Consider the following 19027-nt stretch of genomic DNA (forward strand, 5'->3'; position numbering starts at 1 on the left):
AATGAACAATTCTCGTTTACTGTTTCAGGCTTTTAACTTGCTTTCATCAGCTAATTCAATGCCTTCTTCAAGCGCTCTTTCCACACGCGGATAAGTTGGGTTCTTACCTTTATGCACTTTGTAAAAAACGGCCATTTTTCTTACCGGGTCTCCTGAATAGTAACGTTCATACTGAACAAGTCTCTGCCCGAACGCTTCTCCGCATAAATCCCATGCCAGCTTGAACAGGCGCACTCTTCTTTCTGAAGTAACATCCGTTCTTCCTACATAATACTTTGTCATTTCGTCTGCAATAGCAGGGTTATTGAAATCGGCTTCTGTCGGCGACATTAAGAGGCCTCCCGCTCCAATAGTCTGAAGAATCTGAATCGCCCTTGGATAAGCGTGGGGCATTAATCCACGAATAGTTTCTAACGGAACTAAATTCGGTCTGACTTCGCCTGTTTCTGTTACTTCATATTCTCTCTCTGCAGTCCTGACTAAAGCGCGGATTGTCTCTGCCGATTGAATCAGCTCAGACAGCTGGTTCTGCACATTCAGATAACCATCTACACCAATAGAATCTGCTACGGAACAAGCTACATCAGCAACAAATGAAATTTTTGCCAAAGCTCTCACTGCTGATTGATGGGAAGGCTGCTGATTAACACCGGTTCCTGCATAAAGTTTATTCCCGGCTTCCGCATTTTGATTAATAAATACACGTTCCCAAGGGACTAACACATCTTTAAATACCAGCAGTGCATCTGCCTCTTCAAATCTGGAGGCTAACGGATGATCCCAAGTAGAACGTTCTCCCGATTGTGCTTGTTCCCGGCAGTAAAGGCTGAGTCCCGGCGTATCAATCGGCAGAGCAAACGAAATCGCATATTTATCATCTCCCGGAGCAAAACCAGGATAAGAATAAACGATAACTTCGTCTGTGATTGGCGCTAATGTGGCAAGCATCTTTGCTCCCCGAACAATGAGCCCGTCTTCTGTTTCTTTCACGACGCCCAGGTGAGTGAATTCATCCTGCTGGCCATGAGACGATTGGCTCCGGTCATTCTGGGGATTGACAATTGCATGTGTTAAGAAAAGATCATTATCTCTGACATGTTTATAATAATTTATTATGTTGTCTCCGTACTGCTCTCCATATTGTCTAAAGAACCCGTCATTTGCAGCCATACCGGTGACAACAGTGTTTAAGAAATCAGGTGTTCTTCCCATTAAACCAAAAGTAGATTCTGCCCAGACTTCGAACAGACGCCTGCGCATTTGTAAATGTTCCGGTTTTGTCGGGTTGAGAAATGAATTATTTATCCTTTGACCTGTTTCTTCGTCAATATGTGTAATTTCATCCTGGTATTCCGGATCATGCTGCATATCATATAATTTTGCTATTTCTTTAACTGGCTGTGCGAAATACGGGTGATCCACCACATTTTCTATTTTCTCGCCACCAAGCCACACATCTGGTTTTTGTTTTCTGATTGCTTGAATATATTGTTCTCCTGTTCTGATACTCATTTAATAAATTCCTCCTTTGTCCTCTTACTGAGTGTTATTATTAGCTCTTGAAAATTTTTCTTTATAAAGCAACAGACTGTCATTTTTCCGCCCGATACCACTTCCGGTTTAAAAAGAAAGTTAATCTTTTACACTGCGGATCCAATGAAGCAGATGTAAATTTGTTAAGGTTATTCCTCTTCAGCTACCATCCCCATCATTCCAAGTCACCACTGTGATAAGGGGGCAAATGATCCAAGCATTCTCTTAGCACCTTTACATACATTTATTAACCTCCTTCATTTTCTACTATTTACACTATAGTGAAAGCGTTATCATTCCTCAACGTGACTATCTCATAATATGAGATTTAATTAAATTTTCTCAAATTTTTGAATTTACTTTTTTATATGAAAGGAAATATAGTATTAATAAGTGACTAACAGGAGGGGGGGCCGCACTTTCTATAAGCTATTCAAAAAAATAAAACAGATTAAGTCCTTGTGCGACTTAATCTGTTTTATTTAGTATAATTTTTTGGTTTTACAGGCTATTTTATAGTCTCTGTCCCCAGCAGCCCACGCTGTAATGAAACCGAGTTCTTCTAAGATTTTCGAGAATTTTAAGGCTTATTTTTCCACCAGAGCCATTACCCGCGCAGGGCTTCCACTTCCACCTTCTATTTTTAAAGGACTCGCTATTACTATTGACCCTCTTGGAGGAAGCTTATCTAAATTTGTCAGGGAAGCTAAACCGTATTTATTTGCTCCATGCAGGAAGTAATGATTCGGAAAAGGCGGATCAAATGCAGCTGCTAATCCAGCATCCGTACCTACTGTTTCAACACCCACGCCGAGAATATTTTTCTCATTGGCCAAAAATTTCGCCGCTTCCACGGTCGTCCCAGGTGTGTGAGGATGGCCGTCCTCTCCCACATTAAAAAACTTCTCATGATCATCGTTATACCTGGCCCAGCCTGTATAAATCAGCACCCAGGAATGATCTGGAATTTCTCCGTATTTCGCTTCGAATGCTTCAATATCCTCAATCTTGAGACAGTAATCCGGATCTGCCTCGCACTTATCTGCTATATCAATAACACAACCTTCGCCAATCAGCTTTTTTGCCGGAATCTCATCAACGTGTTGGTAGTCCTTCCCGGATATCCAGTGCACCGGCGCGTCGAAATGAGTTCCGCAATGTTCTCCCATGGATATATTATTCCAGAAAAAGAAAGGGCCGTTATCGTCATACTTTGATATTTGTTCCTTTTTGAAGCCTTTCGTATCAACAAATGGATCGGGCAGAGAGATTATGGGAGTTTCTTCATTCAATACGTGCGTCAAATCCACCACTTCAATTGAGTTGTCCCTTAACTTATTCACCACATCTGTTAATACGTTTTGGTTTAAAGATTTCATTATACTTCTCCTCTCCGTCTAATAGAATTTCACTGATTTTTTACGTATGCATAATTTGTGGAAGCCAAGTCGCTATGGACGGTACCATCATAACGATTGCCAAAAGTACAAATAGAAGAATGATGAAAGGCGTAGAAGCTCTGTAAATTTCCATCATTGTCGTACCTTCTGGAGCAACCCCTTTCATAACAAACAATCCCAGACCAAAAGGTGGGGTTATTTGACCAATTTCAATAGCGATTAACAGTAATACAGCAAACCATAACAAATTAACATCCAGCACTTCTGCCAACGGGAAATAAATTGGGACAGATACCATCATTATTGAAAGTGATTCCATAAACATGCCCAGAAACACAATAATAAGCAACATCATAATGACAATCGCAATAGATGGCAGTTCAAACGAGCTGACAAGAGCCACCAGATTACTTGCTATACCTGTAAAAGACAAAATTTGGCTGAATGCAATAGACCCAGCTACTATCATTAAAATCATTGCTGTCAGCTTTAACGTACCTGCCAATGATTTAATTAGAATTTTCAGATTCATTTGCCTGTATACGGCCGCTAATATAAAACTGCCCAGCGCACCCATTGCAGCCGCTTCTGTCGGTGAAGCAATCCCTAAAAAGATGGAACCGATAACTAAAAGTATAATAATACTAAGTGGAAGAATATACATCATCGTATCTTTCAGTCTTTCAGGCATAGATACAGGAGCAACAGTATATCTTGGTGTGAAATCAGGACGGAGTTTAACTATTGTAATGATATAAACTATAAACAACAATGCCATGACCAATCCCGGCACAATAATCGCTATTAAGAATTGTCCAACTGAAATTTTTCCCAGTGAAGCAAGTAACACACCTAATGCGCTAGGTGGTATCATGACAGCCAGTCCCCCGCTTGCTAATATAGGGCCAATCGACATTCTTCGGTCGTATTTTTTCTTTTCCATTTCCGGAACCAGTGTTGAACCAAGCATAGCCGTGGTTGCCATTGTTGAGGCTGTTAAAGTTGATAATAAAGTTCCCCCGCTTACCGCCAGCAGACTTAATCTTCCAGGTATATTACCTAACCATTTGTCCAGCGTATTCAGCATTTTTGGTGCCACACCGGAATGGAACATAATTTCTCCCATTAAAATAAATAATGGGATCGGAACAAGAGTAAAGGTTGTTAATGAACTTTCTATACTATTAACTAACAACTTTAAACCTTCTTCACCATTCCAGAAAATAAAGGTTGCAACAATATTAACGATTAAAAAAGCAAATGCTACCGGAACTCTAATAAACATTAAGGTGAATAAACTTAGCAGTATGATGATCAATATAAGCCACCAATCCATAATAACTCCCCTCGCTTGCAGTTTAGACCGCTGACTCCAAATCCGCAACGGTCTGCATGGAATGTTCAGTTTTGGAAAAAAGAGTATACAAGCACTTTAACAGATGAACGAAATTACAAGACTATTCCGAGCAAGCCACTTTCAGGAAGCCTCAACCTTTACAGTGCTGATTCATTAAAAGAATGAGTTAATGATCTGATAAACTCCAGCAGCATCAAGAAAGAACCGACTGGAATAACGATATACACATAAAATTGAGGAGTTCTCAGCACTGTTGTACTGGTCACACTATTTGCCAGCATGTCATATGTGACAAGTGAACTGTAATAAACCAATATGGCCATTGAGAGCACTCCAAGTATTGCTACAATGATTTTCAATATTTTAGAAGAGCCTTTACTTATAATGTTATCAATCAGGTTAATAACAACATGGCCATGATTGCGTAAAAGCCAGGCTCCAGCCAAAAATGGAATATATAATAATAAATATTCATTATACTCTTGCACCCAGACAAAGGAGCGGCCTGTCATATTGCGCCTTATGATTTCTACTACGATGGTGATCATGGAAACAAAGATTAAGGTTCCGGCGATTATAGCTAACATATCTTCTATTTTTGTCAGACACTTACCAAGCCAGTTCATCATATTAAAGTCACCTTCAAACCCTCATTTATTCCTAATCTTCAGATAATAAGAGCGATTTTAATGTCTCTATTTGGTCAGGAGCATCGCGTTCCAACATCGACCAGTACACATCATCGACAATCTGCTGAAATTCCCTGGAATCTTCTTCCTTCAAAGTAATTCTTTCAATTCCTTCTTCTTCAAGCAGCTCCCATGTCTTTTCGTTCTCATTGTTAAAGTGTTCGTACATTTCTTCTTCAAATTCTGCTGTTAATGTAATTAGTTCTTCCTGTACATCTTCTGGCAATGATTCGAATGTATCTTTATTGATCAATATTGTCCCATTCTGATTTAAAAATGGTTCGTCAACAAGATATTGCGTAACTTCTGTCCACCCATCCTCGTATGGACCAAGCAGCGGGAACCCGAAGCCATCCACCATATTTCTCTCAAGTGATGTATATACTTCACCAGGAAGCACATCTACCGGCGTTGCATTTAAAGCCTGCAATATTTCGTGATATGTGGGATTTGACCTTATTTGTAATCCCTGAAAATCATTAATTGTACTGATTTTTTCATTTGTCCAAAAGTAAAATGGGTTTGGTCCCAAAAACCTTCCTAAATAAACCTGGTTTTTCTCATTATATCTTTCGTTCAGAAAATCAAAGTACCCGTTTTCTCTTTCTTCTAGAGGTGTATAAGGTGACATATGCAAAGAAAGGGTTTCAGGCATTAAGTGGCCATAAAAGGAACTCGTATTGAATCCAATGTCAACAATTCCATTACTTACGGCATTAAATTGATCAGGGGTCGGAATCGATTCAGGACCGGCCGTCCATTCAAGTTCCAGCTTCCCGTTTGTTCCTTCCTCAATCTTTTCGATCCACATCGGAATAATGTCCCTGACAAACTGGTGATTTTCCGGAAGGAAACTTACAATCTTAAGTGACGTAGAATCTGCACTGTCTCCACTCGCTGTCGTATCTTCCCCGCATCCTGCAAGTATAAGGGAAAATATGATAATTATAAGGGGGATTACTACTTTGTTTTTCATATATTTATCTATTCTCCTTTTGACTTTTCGTTTAATATAGCCGGGACATCGTAGTTTGTTTTTTAAGATTGCTCTCTTAAAAACTATGTCCCGGCTATTTGTAACCTATTACATTATATTTCTACAAAAACGTCCCATAAGGCGGCCGCTTATAGGCAGCTACTATTGTTTTTGACTGGCTGTAGGAGTCAAGAGCTTCTTTGCTGTACTCTCTTCCTACACCGCTGTTTTTATACCCGCCAAATGGCGCCCCTGTCTGGAAGTTAAAGTAGGAGTTAATCCACACACTGCCTGCTTCCATTCTGTTGGCCACAGCCAGACCATTTTCCATGTTATCAGTCATAATACCGGCTGCAAGGCCATAGTCCACCTCATTAGCAGCTTTCACGACCTCATCGATATCTGACCAGCGCGTTACAGTAGCTGCCGGTCCGAAAATTTCTTCCTGTGCAATCCGCATATGCGACTCTGCTTCAATGATGGTAGGTTCTATGAAATACCCATGCTCATGTCCCGGCACAGTTACCCTGTTTCCTCCATATAAAATTTTCGCTCCCTCATTTCTTGCAATTTCAAAATAATTTAAAACTCGCTTGCCCTGTTTTTCGTTAATGAGGGAAGCTAACCTGGTCGAACGATCTGTCGGCGGCCCAATTTTTATTTCCTTTGCCCGCTCGATTAGCTTATCAACAAACTCATCATAAATATCATCATGAATGAACAAACGCGTACCAAGAATACAGCTTTCACCATTAAAGAAAGTATAGCCGAGAGTCGCATTTTCCACTGCTGTCTCGATATCAACATCGGGAAAAATAATATGAGGTGCTTTTCCACCCAGCTCTAACGTAACTGGAAGAATTCTGTCCCCTGCCGTTCTCCCTACGAGACGGCCAACTTCAACACTTCCGGTAAAAGCAAGTTTATCTATGTCAGGGTGATCGATTAGTGCCTGTCCCGCCTCATTTCCGTAACCTGGAACCATATTGACGACACCTGGAGGCAAAATATCAGACAGCAGTTTTCCGAATTCAATGACAGAGATACATGCATCTTCTGCCGGCTTTAGCACAATTGTGTTTCCCGCAGCGAGTGCTGGAGCAAGTTTAAAAGAAGTCATAATCATCGGGACATTCCACGGAATAATCTGTGCACAAACGCCGAGAGGTTCTTTTTTTGTAATCAAATAACCATTATCAACAGGCCGTGAATCTCCTTGATAATGTGTCAGAATCGCTCCCGCAAAATAGCGGAATTGATTTATTGCCAGCTGATAATCCAAATCAAATTCATGTATCGCTCTTCCTGTATCCATACATTCGATTAATTTTAAACGGTCCTGGTTTTCTTCGAGGACTTCCGCAATCTTATTTAACAGAATCGACCGTTCTTCGATGGAGGTGGACGCCCAGGATGGAAAAGCAGCCCTTGCTGCTTCAACTGCTTTATCCACATCTTCTTTACCGCCGCGTCCCAGCTGCGCGAGCACTTCACCTGTTGCCGCATTCACCGAATCAAAATAACCATTCGCCGCTTCAACAATTTCTCCGTTAATGAGCGGACCGTATTGATCAGCCAATTTTAAATCAGCCACATTCGCTTTACCTATTGCTTCCATATCATATCTCCTCCACTTTCTTAATGTTTTTTTGCAGAGTGAACCTGTGCTTCTGATACTTCTTGCTTCAGCAGGAAGGCATCCCCCCTTAAAAGTTTCAGATTATCAGACTTTAGGAATTCTTACATCCAATACAGCAGAACGACCATTTTTCACATGTGTTAGCGCAGTTTCCAATGCTCCCTTCACTCTTCCTGGCTCTTCTACTACTTCTGCATAAGCGTTGCCTGCAGCCTCGGCAACTTTCGCCAATTGGCTGTTCGGATTAAAGTTAATCCAAAATTGATTGGATTGTTTTGCGATCCCTTCCGGATGCACGCCTAAAGTCGAATGTTTCGGCGCGTTCCAGCCAAAATTGTTATAAATGATAGTGAGAAATGGCGTCTCATATTGCTCGGCCATCGTATGGACAACAGAAGGGACACTAAACAAATAACTTCCGTCTCCCGTTAAGCTAATCACTGTTTTATCCGGATGAGCCAATTTCATTCCGAGCGCTGCTCCTCCATTCCACCCAAGTGAACCTGCCCCGCTGCTGAAATAGGAGCCTGGCCTTGTTGCACCAATATGTGAAGTGACTACGCCATAATTAGTGATTGCTTCGTTTAAAATAATTGTATTGTCATCCATTACTTCACGGACACAAGCAGTAAGATATTCAGGGGTAATAATATCCCTGTTCAACTGTTCAGCGTTTTTTACTGCTTCCTTCATTTCCGAATGAAAGGCGGTGATCTGTTCCCGTCTTGCAGACACTAAAGACTCATCTGGTGATTCTTTCTCCAGAGCCAGATTGATCTGTTTCAAAGCAGTTAAAGAATCTGCCTGATGAAATCGTCTGGACGGTATATACCAAAGAGGCATATCTTCTTTCAGTGGATCTGCATCAATATAATAGATCACTGCATCTTCTGACGGCTTATTTTTCACAGGGATCCACGGGACATCACTGTCAATGGCCAGGATGACATCGGCTTTTGCCAAAACCGGGTGCTGTTTATCTTCATTCCACTGATAACCCACATGCATCGGATGGTCGGCCGGGAAATTCATTGTTTGAGGAACGGATTCAAAAACAGGTATTGCCAGCTTTTCAGCGAGTTTAACCAGCTCCTCCACCGCCGCTTCTTTTTTCCCAAGGTATGATGTGACAACCAACGGATTATTGGCTTTTAGTAAATGGGAAACCAGTTCCTGTACGTTCTCAACCGGTAATGCACTCGGTGAGACTGGTGTCCACAAAGATGAATCTATTTCGACCCGTTCTGTTTCTTCCTCCATCGTCTCTCTCGGCCCCATTAAGTAAACAGGGCCCTGCGGTTCGCTTTTTGAAATTTGCAAAGACCGGTGGACCAGTTGTTTCACATTTTTTCCGGTGCGGATTTCATTATCATACTTCGTGTATCCTCGCATAATGCCGCGCTGGTCATTGACATCCTGGTACCAGTGAATAAATTCATTCCGACTTCCAGTCAATTCACCTTCCTGGGTGTAGGGCGATGCGCCAGCATATACAAGAACAGGAACTTTAGCTTTAAAAGCGTTGTGAATCGCTCCTCCTAAGTTTTGTGTGCCGCACTCCACATGAACGATGACTCCCTGCGGTTCTCCGGTTAGCTGCGCATAGCCATGTGCTGCGCTCATTGCTACAAACTCATGGGGACTAATAATCACTTTCGGCAACTCTTTATTTTTATTTGCCGCATCTGTTAAGCTTTCAATTATTGCTGGATGGTCACTCCCGAAGTTTGCAAAAATATAAGAAACACCGGCCTCTTGAAGCGCTTCCAAAAATGCCGTGCTAGTTGTGTACATAATGAACCCTCTCCTGTCTCCTTACGATTTATAAAAATTATAATCCAGGAGAGAACAACTTAATGTTAACTAATTAACATTATTCTAAATATTTAGATATTTATATGTAATAAAAAAAAATGACTATTTTACTGCACTTTCGATTTCTCTCAGCGCTTCAATATCTTTTATAATAAACGTTTTACCTGATGTAACCACAATATTTCTTAAACGCCAGTCTTTTAGAACTTTCCAGACAGCAACCCTGGATTTTCCGATATAATTTGAAATCAACTTTTGTTCAACTTCAAGTGCGTTTTGCCTTTTCTTCTCACGTAAATTCAATAAAAAATGCGCTAATTGAATATCTATCGGCGCATTTTTCATCGAATTAATTTTCGCAAGCATACGGAGCTTCTTAATTAATGAGCAGCTGAATTCCCGGGAGACCTCGGGATACTGTTCTGTCAGGCTTTCAAAACGCTCTTTTGAAAAATAGTAAAGGGTGGAATCCATTAGCAGCGTTGCCGTGGTGAAAGAAGTATTCCCGTCAATCAGCTGCTCCCCAAGAAGAGTGTCTGGAAAGACAAGGTCAATGATACGATCATATCCGTCTTCCCGTAATACACTGATCATTACTTTACCTTCGTTTAAAAAATAAAAGCCGTTTAATACATCTCCCTGTCTGAACAATACCTTACCCTTTTTAAGGCTTCTTTTCTCTGCATGATCCAAGTACGGCGACCAATCAAACATCAGGCTGTTCACCTCACTTTACATGGTTACGTTTAATATGCCGCAATTTTTTCCAGCACTCCAATATTTTTAATCGTTATACTTCGGTTTCTCAAAGAAATAACGTCGTTGCCCCATTTTTTAAATATGTTGTAAACGGTAACCCTGTTTAAGTTTGTATACTGGCTCAGTTCCTGCTGGGTAAACGGAATCTGATCACTCAGAAATATCTCCTGAAGTGTTAATAATTTTCTGGCCAGCAGTTTTTCTGAAGGCAAGGAAGCTGTTAAAACATTATCAGATAATATCTTTAATTTTTCTGTCAGACTGTTGTAAATGAGCATTCTATACCGGTCATCTTTCTCCAGAAGCATGCTGTTCACTTTATCAGGAAAATAATATATAATACTATTTTTAATCGCGATTGCGGTTGAGAAATACTTTTCTTCATCCACGGCCTGTTCCCCAAAAGGTTTGCCATTGCAAACAATATCGAGAATACGTTCCTCTTCCAGGTGATTCGTTCCGGAAATTTTCACCAGTCCTTCCTCCAAATAAAAAAAACCATTGCAGCTGCTATCCTTCTCTTTATAGACTACTGATCCTTTTTCATAATATTTCCTTTCACCATATTTAAGAAACGGTTCCCAGCTGACATGTTCCGCAACTAAATTTGACATGGCCAACCTCCGTATATATTGATTCTCACTAACAGTTCCAACCGGCTGAATATGTATGAAAAAAGCTGGTCAGAAAACATCCCTGAATCCTGACACGAGTGTTTTCCCAGCATGCTGTAAATCGAACAATCAAGAAAGGCGTTTTCCAAGATACTCCCCATTTCACTTTAGCAAGTAAACGGAAAACAGAGGTTATTGCTCAAGCTCTATATAGCCTAATTCACGTGAAACAGCATTCCCTGTGTTTACGATACTCGCAATAATTTCTTTTGTGTTTATACTTTGCATATAACTGATTGGACCAACTAAATTAACTGCAGCAATGGTTTCACCTGAATAAGATTGAATTGGAGCTGCAACAGCATAAGTAGAAGTATCATTTTCGTTATTGCTGATAGAATAACCTTTTCTCCGGATGTCTTCTAATTCTCTTTTTAAGGCATTTACTTCCGTAATTGTATTTGGTCCTTGCTTGGAGAGACCTCTTGAAATTGTCTCTTTCAAGTATTCACGATTAAAGGCTAAAAGCACTTTTCCAATACTAGTACTATACGCAGGTTTTCTCGAGCCTAAAAAGGTTGGCACAAAATCCGCTTCAGCTGAGGAGATTTTTAATACAAAAATGACATCTCCCTTATCATACATTCCGATGTGTGCAGTTCCGCGAAATCTTTCCGTCAATCCTTTGACAAGAGGTAAAGCGATATTGTAAATATCATGCTGGAACATCACTCCATTATTCCATTCAATAATCTTCCAGCCAAGCCGGTATTTGCGGGAACCATCTCGCATTAAAACACCTTGATCACACAACGTTTTAATTAAATGATGCGTGGTGCTCCTGCTTAAATTCAGCTTCTCGGCAATTTCAGCGTTTCCAAGCACAGGTTCCTCAACTGTAAAACAACTTAAAATATCAATTGCTCTTTTTACTGAACCAATCACCATTGCTCCTCCTGACTGTTTCACAGTTATTTTGTTTTTCCCATTCGACGCAAAGGAATTTTTCGGCCCTCCAATTAAATAAAGCGCTTTCAATTCTAAATATTCTAAATAGTTTATATATAATGATATACAAAACAATATCAAAAGACAAATATAAAATTTAAAATAGTGAAATTTGAACCATTTCTTATTTTTAACTTTCTTTAACGAACAAAAGAGACAGGATTGAAATCACCATTAATAATGTCACAAAATTCCAGCCAATGGAGTAAAGCCCGGTCCAGTCAATTAAAATTCCAAAAACAGGCGGGAATAAAATCGCCCCCCAGGAACTGAGAGTTATACTTGCTCCTGTTGCCGTTCCGGCATAGGACTGGGGTGCAATTTCCGAAGTGGCGTTCATCCATACACCATTAAACCCAGAAGCGCCGAAACCAAATATAAAAACAATAACAGCCATGAGGTGAAATGGCGTATTTTGAGGCAGCAGAGATGTAATGAAGGATACGACAGCAACAAGTAAAGATATTAGCAGTAATACGATTATTCGTTTTCCGGCAAACAATCTGTCACTTAAAATACCCCAGGTCAATCTCCCCAGTGCTCCACCAAATTCGGCGATTCCTAATAATACACCGGCCAGCATAATACTGATCTGCAAATAATCATAAGCAAATATGACGATAAATGTATTTAATATTGTCTGGGATGCGGTAAGCAGCATAGCGCTTAACGTTACGAGCAGAAGCCCTGGGTGTGTCAGCAGTTTGGGCAAACTTACCGGCTTCCTTCTGGTTAGAGATGAAGCCGGGCTTTTTGGTTCTTTATATGCCAGGTAAAGAATTATTCCGATAACGAGCAGGCTGATAGCAGGGATGAACACGGCCGTTCGCCAGCCGAACTGACTAGCAGCCGGCAGGAGAAGAAGAGCAGAAAGAGCTGAGCCTGCTGTCACACCCATCTGCTTTATTCCCATCGCGGTTCCTCTTCTTTTCGAATTAAACCAATCATTTACCCCCTGGTTTGTCGCCGGATGGGACGCTCCGTAACCAAAACCGGCAAGAAAAATAAAAAACAAAATAAGCATAAAAGAAGAGGAAAATGACAGCAGAAAAAAACTACCGCTTAAACCGAGAATAATCATTAACAGGATCTTTTTAGAACCTGCTTTATCCGTGAGTATTCCCGCAGGCATAGATATGATAGATTGTCCCAAAAATAACGCAGCTGGAAGTATACCTACCTGGGACATCGTCAATTGTAAATCTTCTCCAATCTTCAGGCCGAGTGGAGCAATGCTTCTCGCTGTAAAAGCTATGAAAAGCTGAATGAGGAATAAATAAGCGAGCATTTGCCATGGATTAGGCTTGTTATAGTAATAATTTTCCATATATTATTAATCCACCTTTTTCATCTCTAGGACCAATATTAATCAAAAGGGATACTAATAATTTCTTACTAAAATTCAGTAGTGAAAAGTAAAGTAAAAGCAGCCGCAAACAATCTGCAACTGCCTTCTCCATTCGGCGCATGTCTCGCCGGGCTTTTTTTTCAGTTCATCTATTTCATGAATAGTTTAGTATTTTTTCCAGTGAAAACATTTTACATTATAATACCAAAATACTCTTTCAAAACAGCGCTCTTCTCCCCGTCTGAAACTTCCTTTTTATTCTTTTCCCCGTTACCAGTAATGGTTAATACGCTTCCGGTCAATGTGATCCTTCCGTCTTTTGTAGCAATTGTAGCCATGTCCCTTTTCGTTAAGTTGGAGTCTGGGGATACCTGGTGAAAAACACAGCCTCGATAAAAGAAAGACAATTCTCTCTCCAGATCACTAAACCTGTATAAAGTCAGGTTCGCTGATTCCTCTTTACGAATTAAATCAAAATAATGATCGGACTGCAGTTTAATTTTATAAGTGCCGCTAATGTCTCTGTATTCCTTCCCATCTAATGTTAAAGGCTGCCGGAAAGAGTCTCCGAACCCCACATCTACAAGGTATGGCTGATCCAGTTCCACGATAATCGCAACATGGGAATCTTTTTTTACCCAGCCTCTATCCGGGGTGTTGACCGTTCCTGCCACCATCCGCGCATTATAGCCCAGCTTTTTCAATAGCCAGGTAAATAATCCATTGAGCTCATAACAAAAACCGCCACGATGGTTCTCAACTAATTTTTTATAAAATTTACTCAAATCGAGATAAATCGGACTGCGGTACATAACATCCAGATTTTCAAAAGGAATATTATACATGTGCAGCTGCTGTAATTCCGTTAAGCTGGCCAAGCTGATTTCTTCCAGTCCTGTCGCATCAAAACGGGCCATATATTTTTCATGGTTCATGTGTTCTTTCACCCGCCCTGCCAAGCGATTTATGCTTCAATAAAAACAGCTTTGAGATAACAAAAGATATTATCTCCATTATTAAGGCTTTATCTGACAGTCTGAGGGTTATATTGCACGAGGGGGCCTGCATCCAGCACTCTCTGAAAAGCCACCATTTCTTCTGCAAGAATTCGAATGCGTCTTAATACATCTTCGTCAATGATTTGATTATTTAAGTCAAAATGGTCACTATTCGCGTAAACATAATTTGGTGCCACATACGAACGGAAAAAGCCTGCAATCGGCTTTAACTGGTTTTCAATCATAAGATAATGCTGATAGGTGCCTCCATTCACTACAAATCCCATAAGCTTATGGCGAAATATTGATGGGTCTACCAGATCAAATGCGTTTTTCAGCGGTGCCGGTATAGAGCCATTGAATACAGGGCTGCCGATGAGATATGCATCAGCATTCTTTATTTCTGTAATAATCTTTCTCGTATCCTCATTATACGAATCGAAGTTTCGTCCGTCGCTGAATTCCATCTTATAGTCTCTTAAATCCAGTATACTCGTTTCCACATTTGAATCGGCTTGTTTTATTTCATCAATAACCGAATTAACCAGTATAGAGGTTTTCGCTCCTACAATTGTCCCTGAGATACCAAGAATTTTCATTCAACATTACCTCCGTTTTTTAGTTTATATACTTTAAAGTATTTTAATGTTGTTTATATTATCTGTAGTCCCGGGATATATAACAACGCGAGGATTTCATAATGGCAAACTTTTTTAAAAGTTTTAAAAATATTTCGATATTTTTAACTAATTTTTGCTTCATCTGAGTATGGAGTGAACTTGCCCACAACCTGCCTGCCTTGATATGCGTACAAAAAAGGGCCCGCTGAAATCAGCGGACTCTTTTTAAACTATATTGGGAGCCATAAAACTATTTGTTTATTAGTTTATTATATACTTCCTTATAATCTTCAGGGTTCCTTTGCTTAAAATAAACACTTACTCCCCAAGGAAAGATTTGGTGCATCCATAATTGATATCGGTTAGTTAGTGTGAACATTAATTGAGTCACTTCTAAAAACTCCTCTTTTGTCTCAACATCATCAATGCTTATATAATATTTGTTTAGAAGTGATCCATAGACTGGAAGGCCAAAATACCCTATAACCCCGCAGTCAATCTTCAACATCCTTTTTACCATAATTTTTAAGTGGCTCAAATGAAATTCCTCATGCTCCGCTAAATCCAGTAAATCAGCGAAAATATGAATGCCTAAAGCCCTCATCTCTCCGCCAAGCATAACCAGCACAGAAAAGTACTGATCATAGATTCCAGCCCCGGATGGTAAATAACCTTTTTTTAACGCATAGATATCCTCAGGCTCCTTGAGCCATATTTTATCAATTTCTGTTTCAATCTCTTCCTTAAAGAGATAAATCGCCTTACTCATTGGAAACACCTCCTGGAAGAACTTTAACTAAAAGGTACTCTTCTGAAAACAGTAAATTATTCCATACCTTTTCTCCCACTTGGAGTAATATCGGTATATCATCTTCTATTACTTGGGCAACAGCTAAAGCAGGGACTGGTTCTGTCATCGGGCCATAATTTATAGAAAGATACTGAAAATCCAATTCTATATTTATTCGCCCCAATGGTTGTTTATCCATACTTTCGAAGTTATATCCCTTCCCCATAGGCAGGAAACGAAAAGGAAAGTACATCTGCTTTCCAGCGACAACTGCATGGCTTTGAATACTTTTAATTGGCATAGTATCTTTTAATTCCTGGCATAATTCCGGGTTTAAATCTACAAGCAGTCTGGCTTTCACTTCCATTTCTAAATCAGGCCAGAGGATTGTTATTATTTCATTCATCTAATAACCCCTTTTAATGTTAACTTATTGTCTCAACATGTTTTTTGCTTCATCTGAATCCAGAAAACCATGAAACTTTCTTATTTTTTCAGCAGGCTGAGGCGGTGTTAATAAACTTACAATGATAAATACTAAGAAGTTTACTCCTAAAGCCCATATCCCTGGCATCATACCAAAAAGATTGATATTACCTAACTCGAACCATACCATAATAATTGTACCTACAATAAATCCAGAAATAGCACCGGCTTTAGTAGCTCTCGGCCAGAATAAAGCACCAAATAACATAGGGAAAATTTGGGCCATACCTCCAGTGGCAAGAGCTATTAACATAGCCAGTAAAGGAGGTTTTTGAATTGCGGCATATGCTGAGAAGATAAATATTATTAAAATGGCGATTCGGCCTACATTAAGAAGCTGTTTTTCACTCGCATCCTTCTTCAAAGTATTATAAACATCTCTGGTCAGCAGGGCTCCTGAAGCATGAAGCTGGGAATTAGCAGTAGATAACATAGCAGCCAGCCCTCCAGCACAAATTAACGCGGCAAAAGCAAGTGGCGTGTATTCGAAAAGGAACCGGGGAAGAATTTCGTCCGGGTATTCTATTCCAGGAAATAATGCTCGAGTGCCCATTCCGAACCAAATATAAGAGATGTAAATCCATACCAGAAATATCGGAGAAAGTACAGCAACCCATTTAAGTATTTTAATTGAAGTAGCGGAAAACATTCGCATAATAACATGAGGCGCTGCTACACTAAGGCCAATCGTGATAACTACAGTCCAGGAAAAGGCCATAGGCAGAGTGAAATACCCTGGTTCCCCTGGAAGAACAAGCTGCATAGGGGTTGTTTCTTCAATTGTTAGCCATGCCTGAGTCGGTCCGCCCAATAAAACATTCGTTAAATACCAGCCCCCTGCAACGATCGCAAAGAACATAAAAACACCCATAAAAATGTCTGTCCATGCAACAGACCGCATACCGCCAAGATATACATAAATTAATACTACCAGTCCAAGCGCTACTGCTCCCCATACATAAGGTACAGCCCCAAAGGTTACAAATTCAGTAATCCAGCCCGCCCCTGCCAGTTGAAGTTGTACATAAGGAATTACAAAAGCAGCTAATACAATACCAGTTAAGACTTTTAAAAACTTGCTATTATAAAAATCGCCTAAAAGGTCACCCGGAGTATAAAAATTATATTTTTTTCCAAGAAGCCATATTCTGCTTCCGAAAATATACAGCAGCAATCCTCCTATGGTTTGTGTGTAGGGTCCTATAGCCCAGTACGCTATTCCGTGGGCATAAAGAAAGCCTCCTGTTCCTAAAAAAGCCGAGGCACTATGATACGTGGCAGTATAAGTGAAAAACAAAGCCGCAAAACCCAATGTTCTGCTTGCAACAAAATAATCCTGCGTGGATGTATCCAGTTTTCGCGCCCATCCGAATATGCCTATTGATAAAACCACAAAGGTAAATAACACAACTATAAGTATCGAAATTACCACTTGATCCATTAAAATTTCACCCTCTCCCTAAATCCAAAGTTTCTTCGCTGCATAAAACCCGGTGACCATGATTACATGCACCCAGAAAGTTAACCACACATAAGTAAATGGCATACCAAATATAAAAGGATATGCAGTGTTAGCCCAGATTAAGCCCGGGTAAACCATTAAAAAAGAGACTATTATTATTAATGTGAGAATCCAGCCCAGCCGTGTCCTTGGAAAGATATAAGTATGCCGCTTTATCAGTTCATAGACATCTTCCTCTTCCTGTACCTTTTCAGCTTGAACAGGTCTTTTACTCATTTGTTGTCCTCCTTTTAGATTTTTTATATTAACTTTTTAAAATCTTGTCTACATGTTTAAAAACAGTTTCTAAGTTTTCTTTAGTAGTAAAAAAGTGAGGGGCAATACGAATAACATTTCCTCTGGCAGAAGCAATTATCTTCTGATCTTTGAGCTTTGCTTCAACATCATGGGCATTGTCACATTCGATGGCGGTTACTGCGCCTTTTTCCTCAGTATTAGATGGGCTTGCTATTCTCATTTTATAATCCTGGGCGAGATTTAAAGAGAACTGTGATAATTCTTCTATTCTTTGTTCGATATTTTTTGTCCCGACTTCGTTAATTATCTCCATTCCTGCCCGTGCAGCAAACGCAGTTAAAATTGGAGGTGTACCAGTGTCAAACCTTCTTGTTCCGGCAGCGAAGTCTAAGTTTTTAATTTCAAAGGCAAAAGGGTTTTCCATTCCAAACCATCCAGTAATAGACGGTTGTAATTTTTCAGCTAATTCACTTTTCACGTATAAAAAAGCAATTCCAGGTATTCCAAGAAGATACTTTAAATTGCCTGTAGTTAAAATATCAATATCCATCTCTTTTACATCTACATGGGCTGTACCAATCGCCTGATACGCATCGACAAAAAAGATAGATCCTTCCTTATGAACAATTTCACCTATCCTTTTCAAGTTTTGTTTAAACCCATTTTGATAATATCCAAATGTGACTCCTGTCAACAGAGTGTCGGCATCAACATATTTGTCGTATTCTTCCTCTTCTATCTTTCCATCCTGAACCGGAATAAAATCCACTTCGAAGTTCCCCTTCTCAGCCTGGGCAAGCGTGACTTGCCCAATGGTGGGAAACTCCATTTCTGTTAATACAACTTTCGATCTGCTCCCCTCCGGTTTAAGGGAACCTAAAACAGAAGCAGTTGCCATGGAAACGGATGAAGTTACAGCAATTTCTTCCTCGCTGGCATTAATGAGTTTAGCAAATTCTTTCTTCGCTTTATTAACTTCTGTCACCCAATAGTCCCAGTCCATACCTACCGTCAACCAATTATCCAGGTATTCTTCAATTGCTGCCCTTACTCTTCTTGACTGCGGTGCCTGTGAGCAATTACCTACATGAATTACTTCTTTTAGTATAGGGAATTCTTTTTGCCACTCTTTCGCAATTTCCTCTGTGATTATCTTTTCCTTAATCATCTGAAACCTCCTTCATAGATATTGTAGTATTTATAATAATTTGATAACTTCTAATATTCTGTAAAGTA

18 protein-coding genes are annotated in these 19027 nt (G+C 39.9%); all 18 read right to left on the bottom strand.

Features of this window, described 5'->3' with window-relative positions:
* Positions 1-24: 24 nt before the first annotated feature.
* Positions 25-1512 (bottom strand): 4-hydroxyphenylacetate 3-hydroxylase family protein, encoded by a 1488-nt coding sequence (locus BK582_RS01215; RefSeq protein ID WP_078592620.1) that lies wholly within the window; start codon positions 1510-1512, stop codon positions 25-27.
* A gap of 608 nt (positions 1513-2120) precedes the next feature.
* The gene (locus BK582_RS01220; protein ID WP_078592621.1) at positions 2121-2912 is read right to left on the bottom strand and encodes a cyclase family protein; all 792 of its coding nucleotides are present in this window, start codon (positions 2910-2912) and stop codon (positions 2121-2123) included.
* Positions 2913-2952: 40 nt separating this feature from the next.
* A complete protein-coding gene (locus BK582_RS01225; RefSeq protein WP_078592622.1) occupies positions 2953-4269 on the bottom strand; it encodes a TRAP transporter large permease in 1317 nt (438 codons plus the stop codon).
* Between the two features lie 158 nt (positions 4270-4427).
* Positions 4428-4919 (bottom strand): TRAP transporter small permease, encoded by a 492-nt coding sequence (locus BK582_RS01230; RefSeq protein ID WP_078592623.1) that lies wholly within the window; start codon positions 4917-4919, stop codon positions 4428-4430.
* Positions 4920-4950: 31 nt separating this feature from the next.
* The gene (dctP, locus tag BK582_RS01235; RefSeq protein ID WP_078592624.1) at positions 4951-5955 is read right to left on the bottom strand and encodes a TRAP transporter substrate-binding protein DctP; all 1005 of its coding nucleotides are present in this window, start codon (positions 5953-5955) and stop codon (positions 4951-4953) included.
* Between the two features lie 121 nt (positions 5956-6076).
* On the bottom strand, positions 6077-7573 hold the full coding sequence (locus tag BK582_RS01240; RefSeq protein ID WP_078592625.1) for an aldehyde dehydrogenase family protein: 1497 nt from the start codon (positions 7571-7573) through the stop codon (positions 6077-6079).
* Positions 7574-7678: 105 nt separating this feature from the next.
* A complete protein-coding gene (locus BK582_RS01245; RefSeq protein ID WP_078592626.1) occupies positions 7679-9388 on the bottom strand; it encodes a thiamine pyrophosphate-requiring protein in 1710 nt (569 codons plus the stop codon).
* Between the two features lie 123 nt (positions 9389-9511).
* A complete protein-coding gene (locus BK582_RS01250) occupies positions 9512-10123 on the bottom strand; it encodes a Crp/Fnr family transcriptional regulator (protein WP_078592627.1) in 612 nt (203 codons plus the stop codon).
* 32 nt (positions 10124-10155) lie between these two features.
* Positions 10156-10782 carry a Crp/Fnr family transcriptional regulator gene (locus BK582_RS01255; RefSeq protein ID WP_078592628.1) on the bottom strand — a complete coding sequence of 209 codons (627 nt, stop codon included), beginning with the start codon at positions 10780-10782 and terminating at the stop codon, positions 10156-10158.
* A gap of 192 nt (positions 10783-10974) precedes the next feature.
* Positions 10975-11727 carry an IclR family transcriptional regulator gene (locus tag BK582_RS01260; protein WP_078597740.1) on the bottom strand — a complete coding sequence of 251 codons (753 nt, stop codon included), beginning with the start codon at positions 11725-11727 and terminating at the stop codon, positions 10975-10977.
* 193 nt (positions 11728-11920) lie between these two features.
* Positions 11921-13117, bottom strand: coding sequence for an MFS transporter (locus BK582_RS01265; protein ID WP_078592629.1), 1197 nt, complete (start codon positions 13115-13117; stop codon positions 11921-11923).
* Between the two features lie 212 nt (positions 13118-13329).
* Positions 13330-14073, bottom strand: coding sequence for an arylamine N-acetyltransferase family protein (locus BK582_RS01270; RefSeq protein WP_078592630.1), 744 nt, complete (start codon positions 14071-14073; stop codon positions 13330-13332).
* Between the two features lie 89 nt (positions 14074-14162).
* On the bottom strand, positions 14163-14735 hold the full coding sequence (locus BK582_RS01275) for an NADPH-dependent FMN reductase (protein WP_078592631.1): 573 nt from the start codon (positions 14733-14735) through the stop codon (positions 14163-14165).
* Between the two features lie 271 nt (positions 14736-15006).
* Positions 15007-15525, bottom strand: coding sequence for a cucumopine synthase-related protein (locus BK582_RS01280; RefSeq protein WP_078592632.1), 519 nt, complete (start codon positions 15523-15525; stop codon positions 15007-15009).
* Complete coding sequence (locus BK582_RS01285) at positions 15518-15952, bottom strand: hypothetical protein (protein WP_078592633.1); 435 nt, start codon at positions 15950-15952, stop codon at positions 15518-15520. The genes BK582_RS01280 and BK582_RS01285 overlap by 8 nt, the downstream gene beginning before the upstream one ends.
* 24 nt (positions 15953-15976) lie before the next feature.
* A complete protein-coding gene (locus tag BK582_RS01290; RefSeq protein WP_078592634.1) occupies positions 15977-17473 on the bottom strand; it encodes a sodium:solute symporter family protein in 1497 nt (498 codons plus the stop codon).
* 18 nt (positions 17474-17491) lie between these two features.
* Entirely contained in the window at positions 17492-17770 is a 279-nt protein-coding gene (locus BK582_RS01295) for a hypothetical protein (RefSeq protein WP_078592635.1), read from the bottom strand.
* A gap of 28 nt (positions 17771-17798) precedes the next feature.
* Positions 17799-18959 carry an aminotransferase class V-fold PLP-dependent enzyme gene (locus BK582_RS01300; protein WP_078592636.1) on the bottom strand — a complete coding sequence of 387 codons (1161 nt, stop codon included), beginning with the start codon at positions 18957-18959 and terminating at the stop codon, positions 17799-17801.
* Positions 18960-19027: the final 68 nt, after the last annotated feature.

The sequence above is a fragment of the Evansella clarkii genome (genome assembly GCF_002019695.1).
Lineage (GTDB): Bacteria > Bacillota > Bacilli > Bacillales > Salisediminibacteriaceae > Evansella > Evansella clarkii.

Bases quoted from the DNA above. Each gene is read 5' to 3' on its own strand.
- BK582_RS01215 (WP_078592620.1), bottom strand. From the start codon at position 1,512: ATGAGTATCAGAACAGGAGAACAATATATTCAAGCAATCAGAAAACAA.
- BK582_RS01220 (WP_078592621.1), bottom strand. From the start codon at position 2,912: ATGAAATCTTTAAACCAAAACGTATTAACAGATGTGGTGAATAAGTTA.
- BK582_RS01225 (WP_078592622.1), bottom strand. From the start codon at position 4,269: ATGGATTGGTGGCTTATATTGATCATCATACTGCTAAGTTTATTCACC.
- BK582_RS01230 (WP_078592623.1), bottom strand. From the start codon at position 4,919: ATGATGAACTGGCTTGGTAAGTGTCTGACAAAAATAGAAGATATGTTA.
- dctP (WP_078592624.1), bottom strand. From the start codon at position 5,955: ATGAAAAACAAAGTAGTAATCCCCCTTATAATTATCATATTTTCCCTT.
- BK582_RS01240 (WP_078592625.1), bottom strand. From the start codon at position 7,573: ATGGAAGCAATAGGTAAAGCGAATGTGGCTGATTTAAAATTGGCTGAT.
- BK582_RS01245 (WP_078592626.1), bottom strand. From the start codon at position 9,388: ATGTACACAACTAGCACGGCATTTTTGGAAGCGCTTCAAGAGGCCGGT.
- BK582_RS01250 (WP_078592627.1), bottom strand. From the start codon at position 10,123: ATGTTTGATTGGTCGCCGTACTTGGATCATGCAGAGAAAAGAAGCCTT.
- BK582_RS01255 (WP_078592628.1), bottom strand. From the start codon at position 10,782: ATGTCAAATTTAGTTGCGGAACATGTCAGCTGGGAACCGTTTCTTAAA.
- BK582_RS01265 (WP_078592629.1), bottom strand. From the start codon at position 13,117: ATGGAAAATTATTACTATAACAAGCCTAATCCATGGCAAATGCTCGCT.
- BK582_RS01270 (WP_078592630.1), bottom strand. From the start codon at position 14,073: ATGAACCATGAAAAATATATGGCCCGTTTTGATGCGACAGGACTGGAA.
- BK582_RS01275 (WP_078592631.1), bottom strand. From the start codon at position 14,735: ATGAAAATTCTTGGTATCTCAGGGACAATTGTAGGAGCGAAAACCTCT.
- BK582_RS01280 (WP_078592632.1), bottom strand. From the start codon at position 15,525: ATGAGTAAGGCGATTTATCTCTTTAAGGAAGAGATTGAAACAGAAATT.
- BK582_RS01285 (WP_078592633.1), bottom strand. From the start codon at position 15,952: ATGAATGAAATAATAACAATCCTCTGGCCTGATTTAGAAATGGAAGTG.
- BK582_RS01290 (WP_078592634.1), bottom strand. From the start codon at position 17,473: ATGGATCAAGTGGTAATTTCGATACTTATAGTTGTGTTATTTACCTTT.
- BK582_RS01295 (WP_078592635.1), bottom strand. From the start codon at position 17,770: ATGAGTAAAAGACCTGTTCAAGCTGAAAAGGTACAGGAAGAGGAAGAT.
- BK582_RS01300 (WP_078592636.1), bottom strand. From the start codon at position 18,959: ATGATTAAGGAAAAGATAATCACAGAGGAAATTGCGAAAGAGTGGCAA.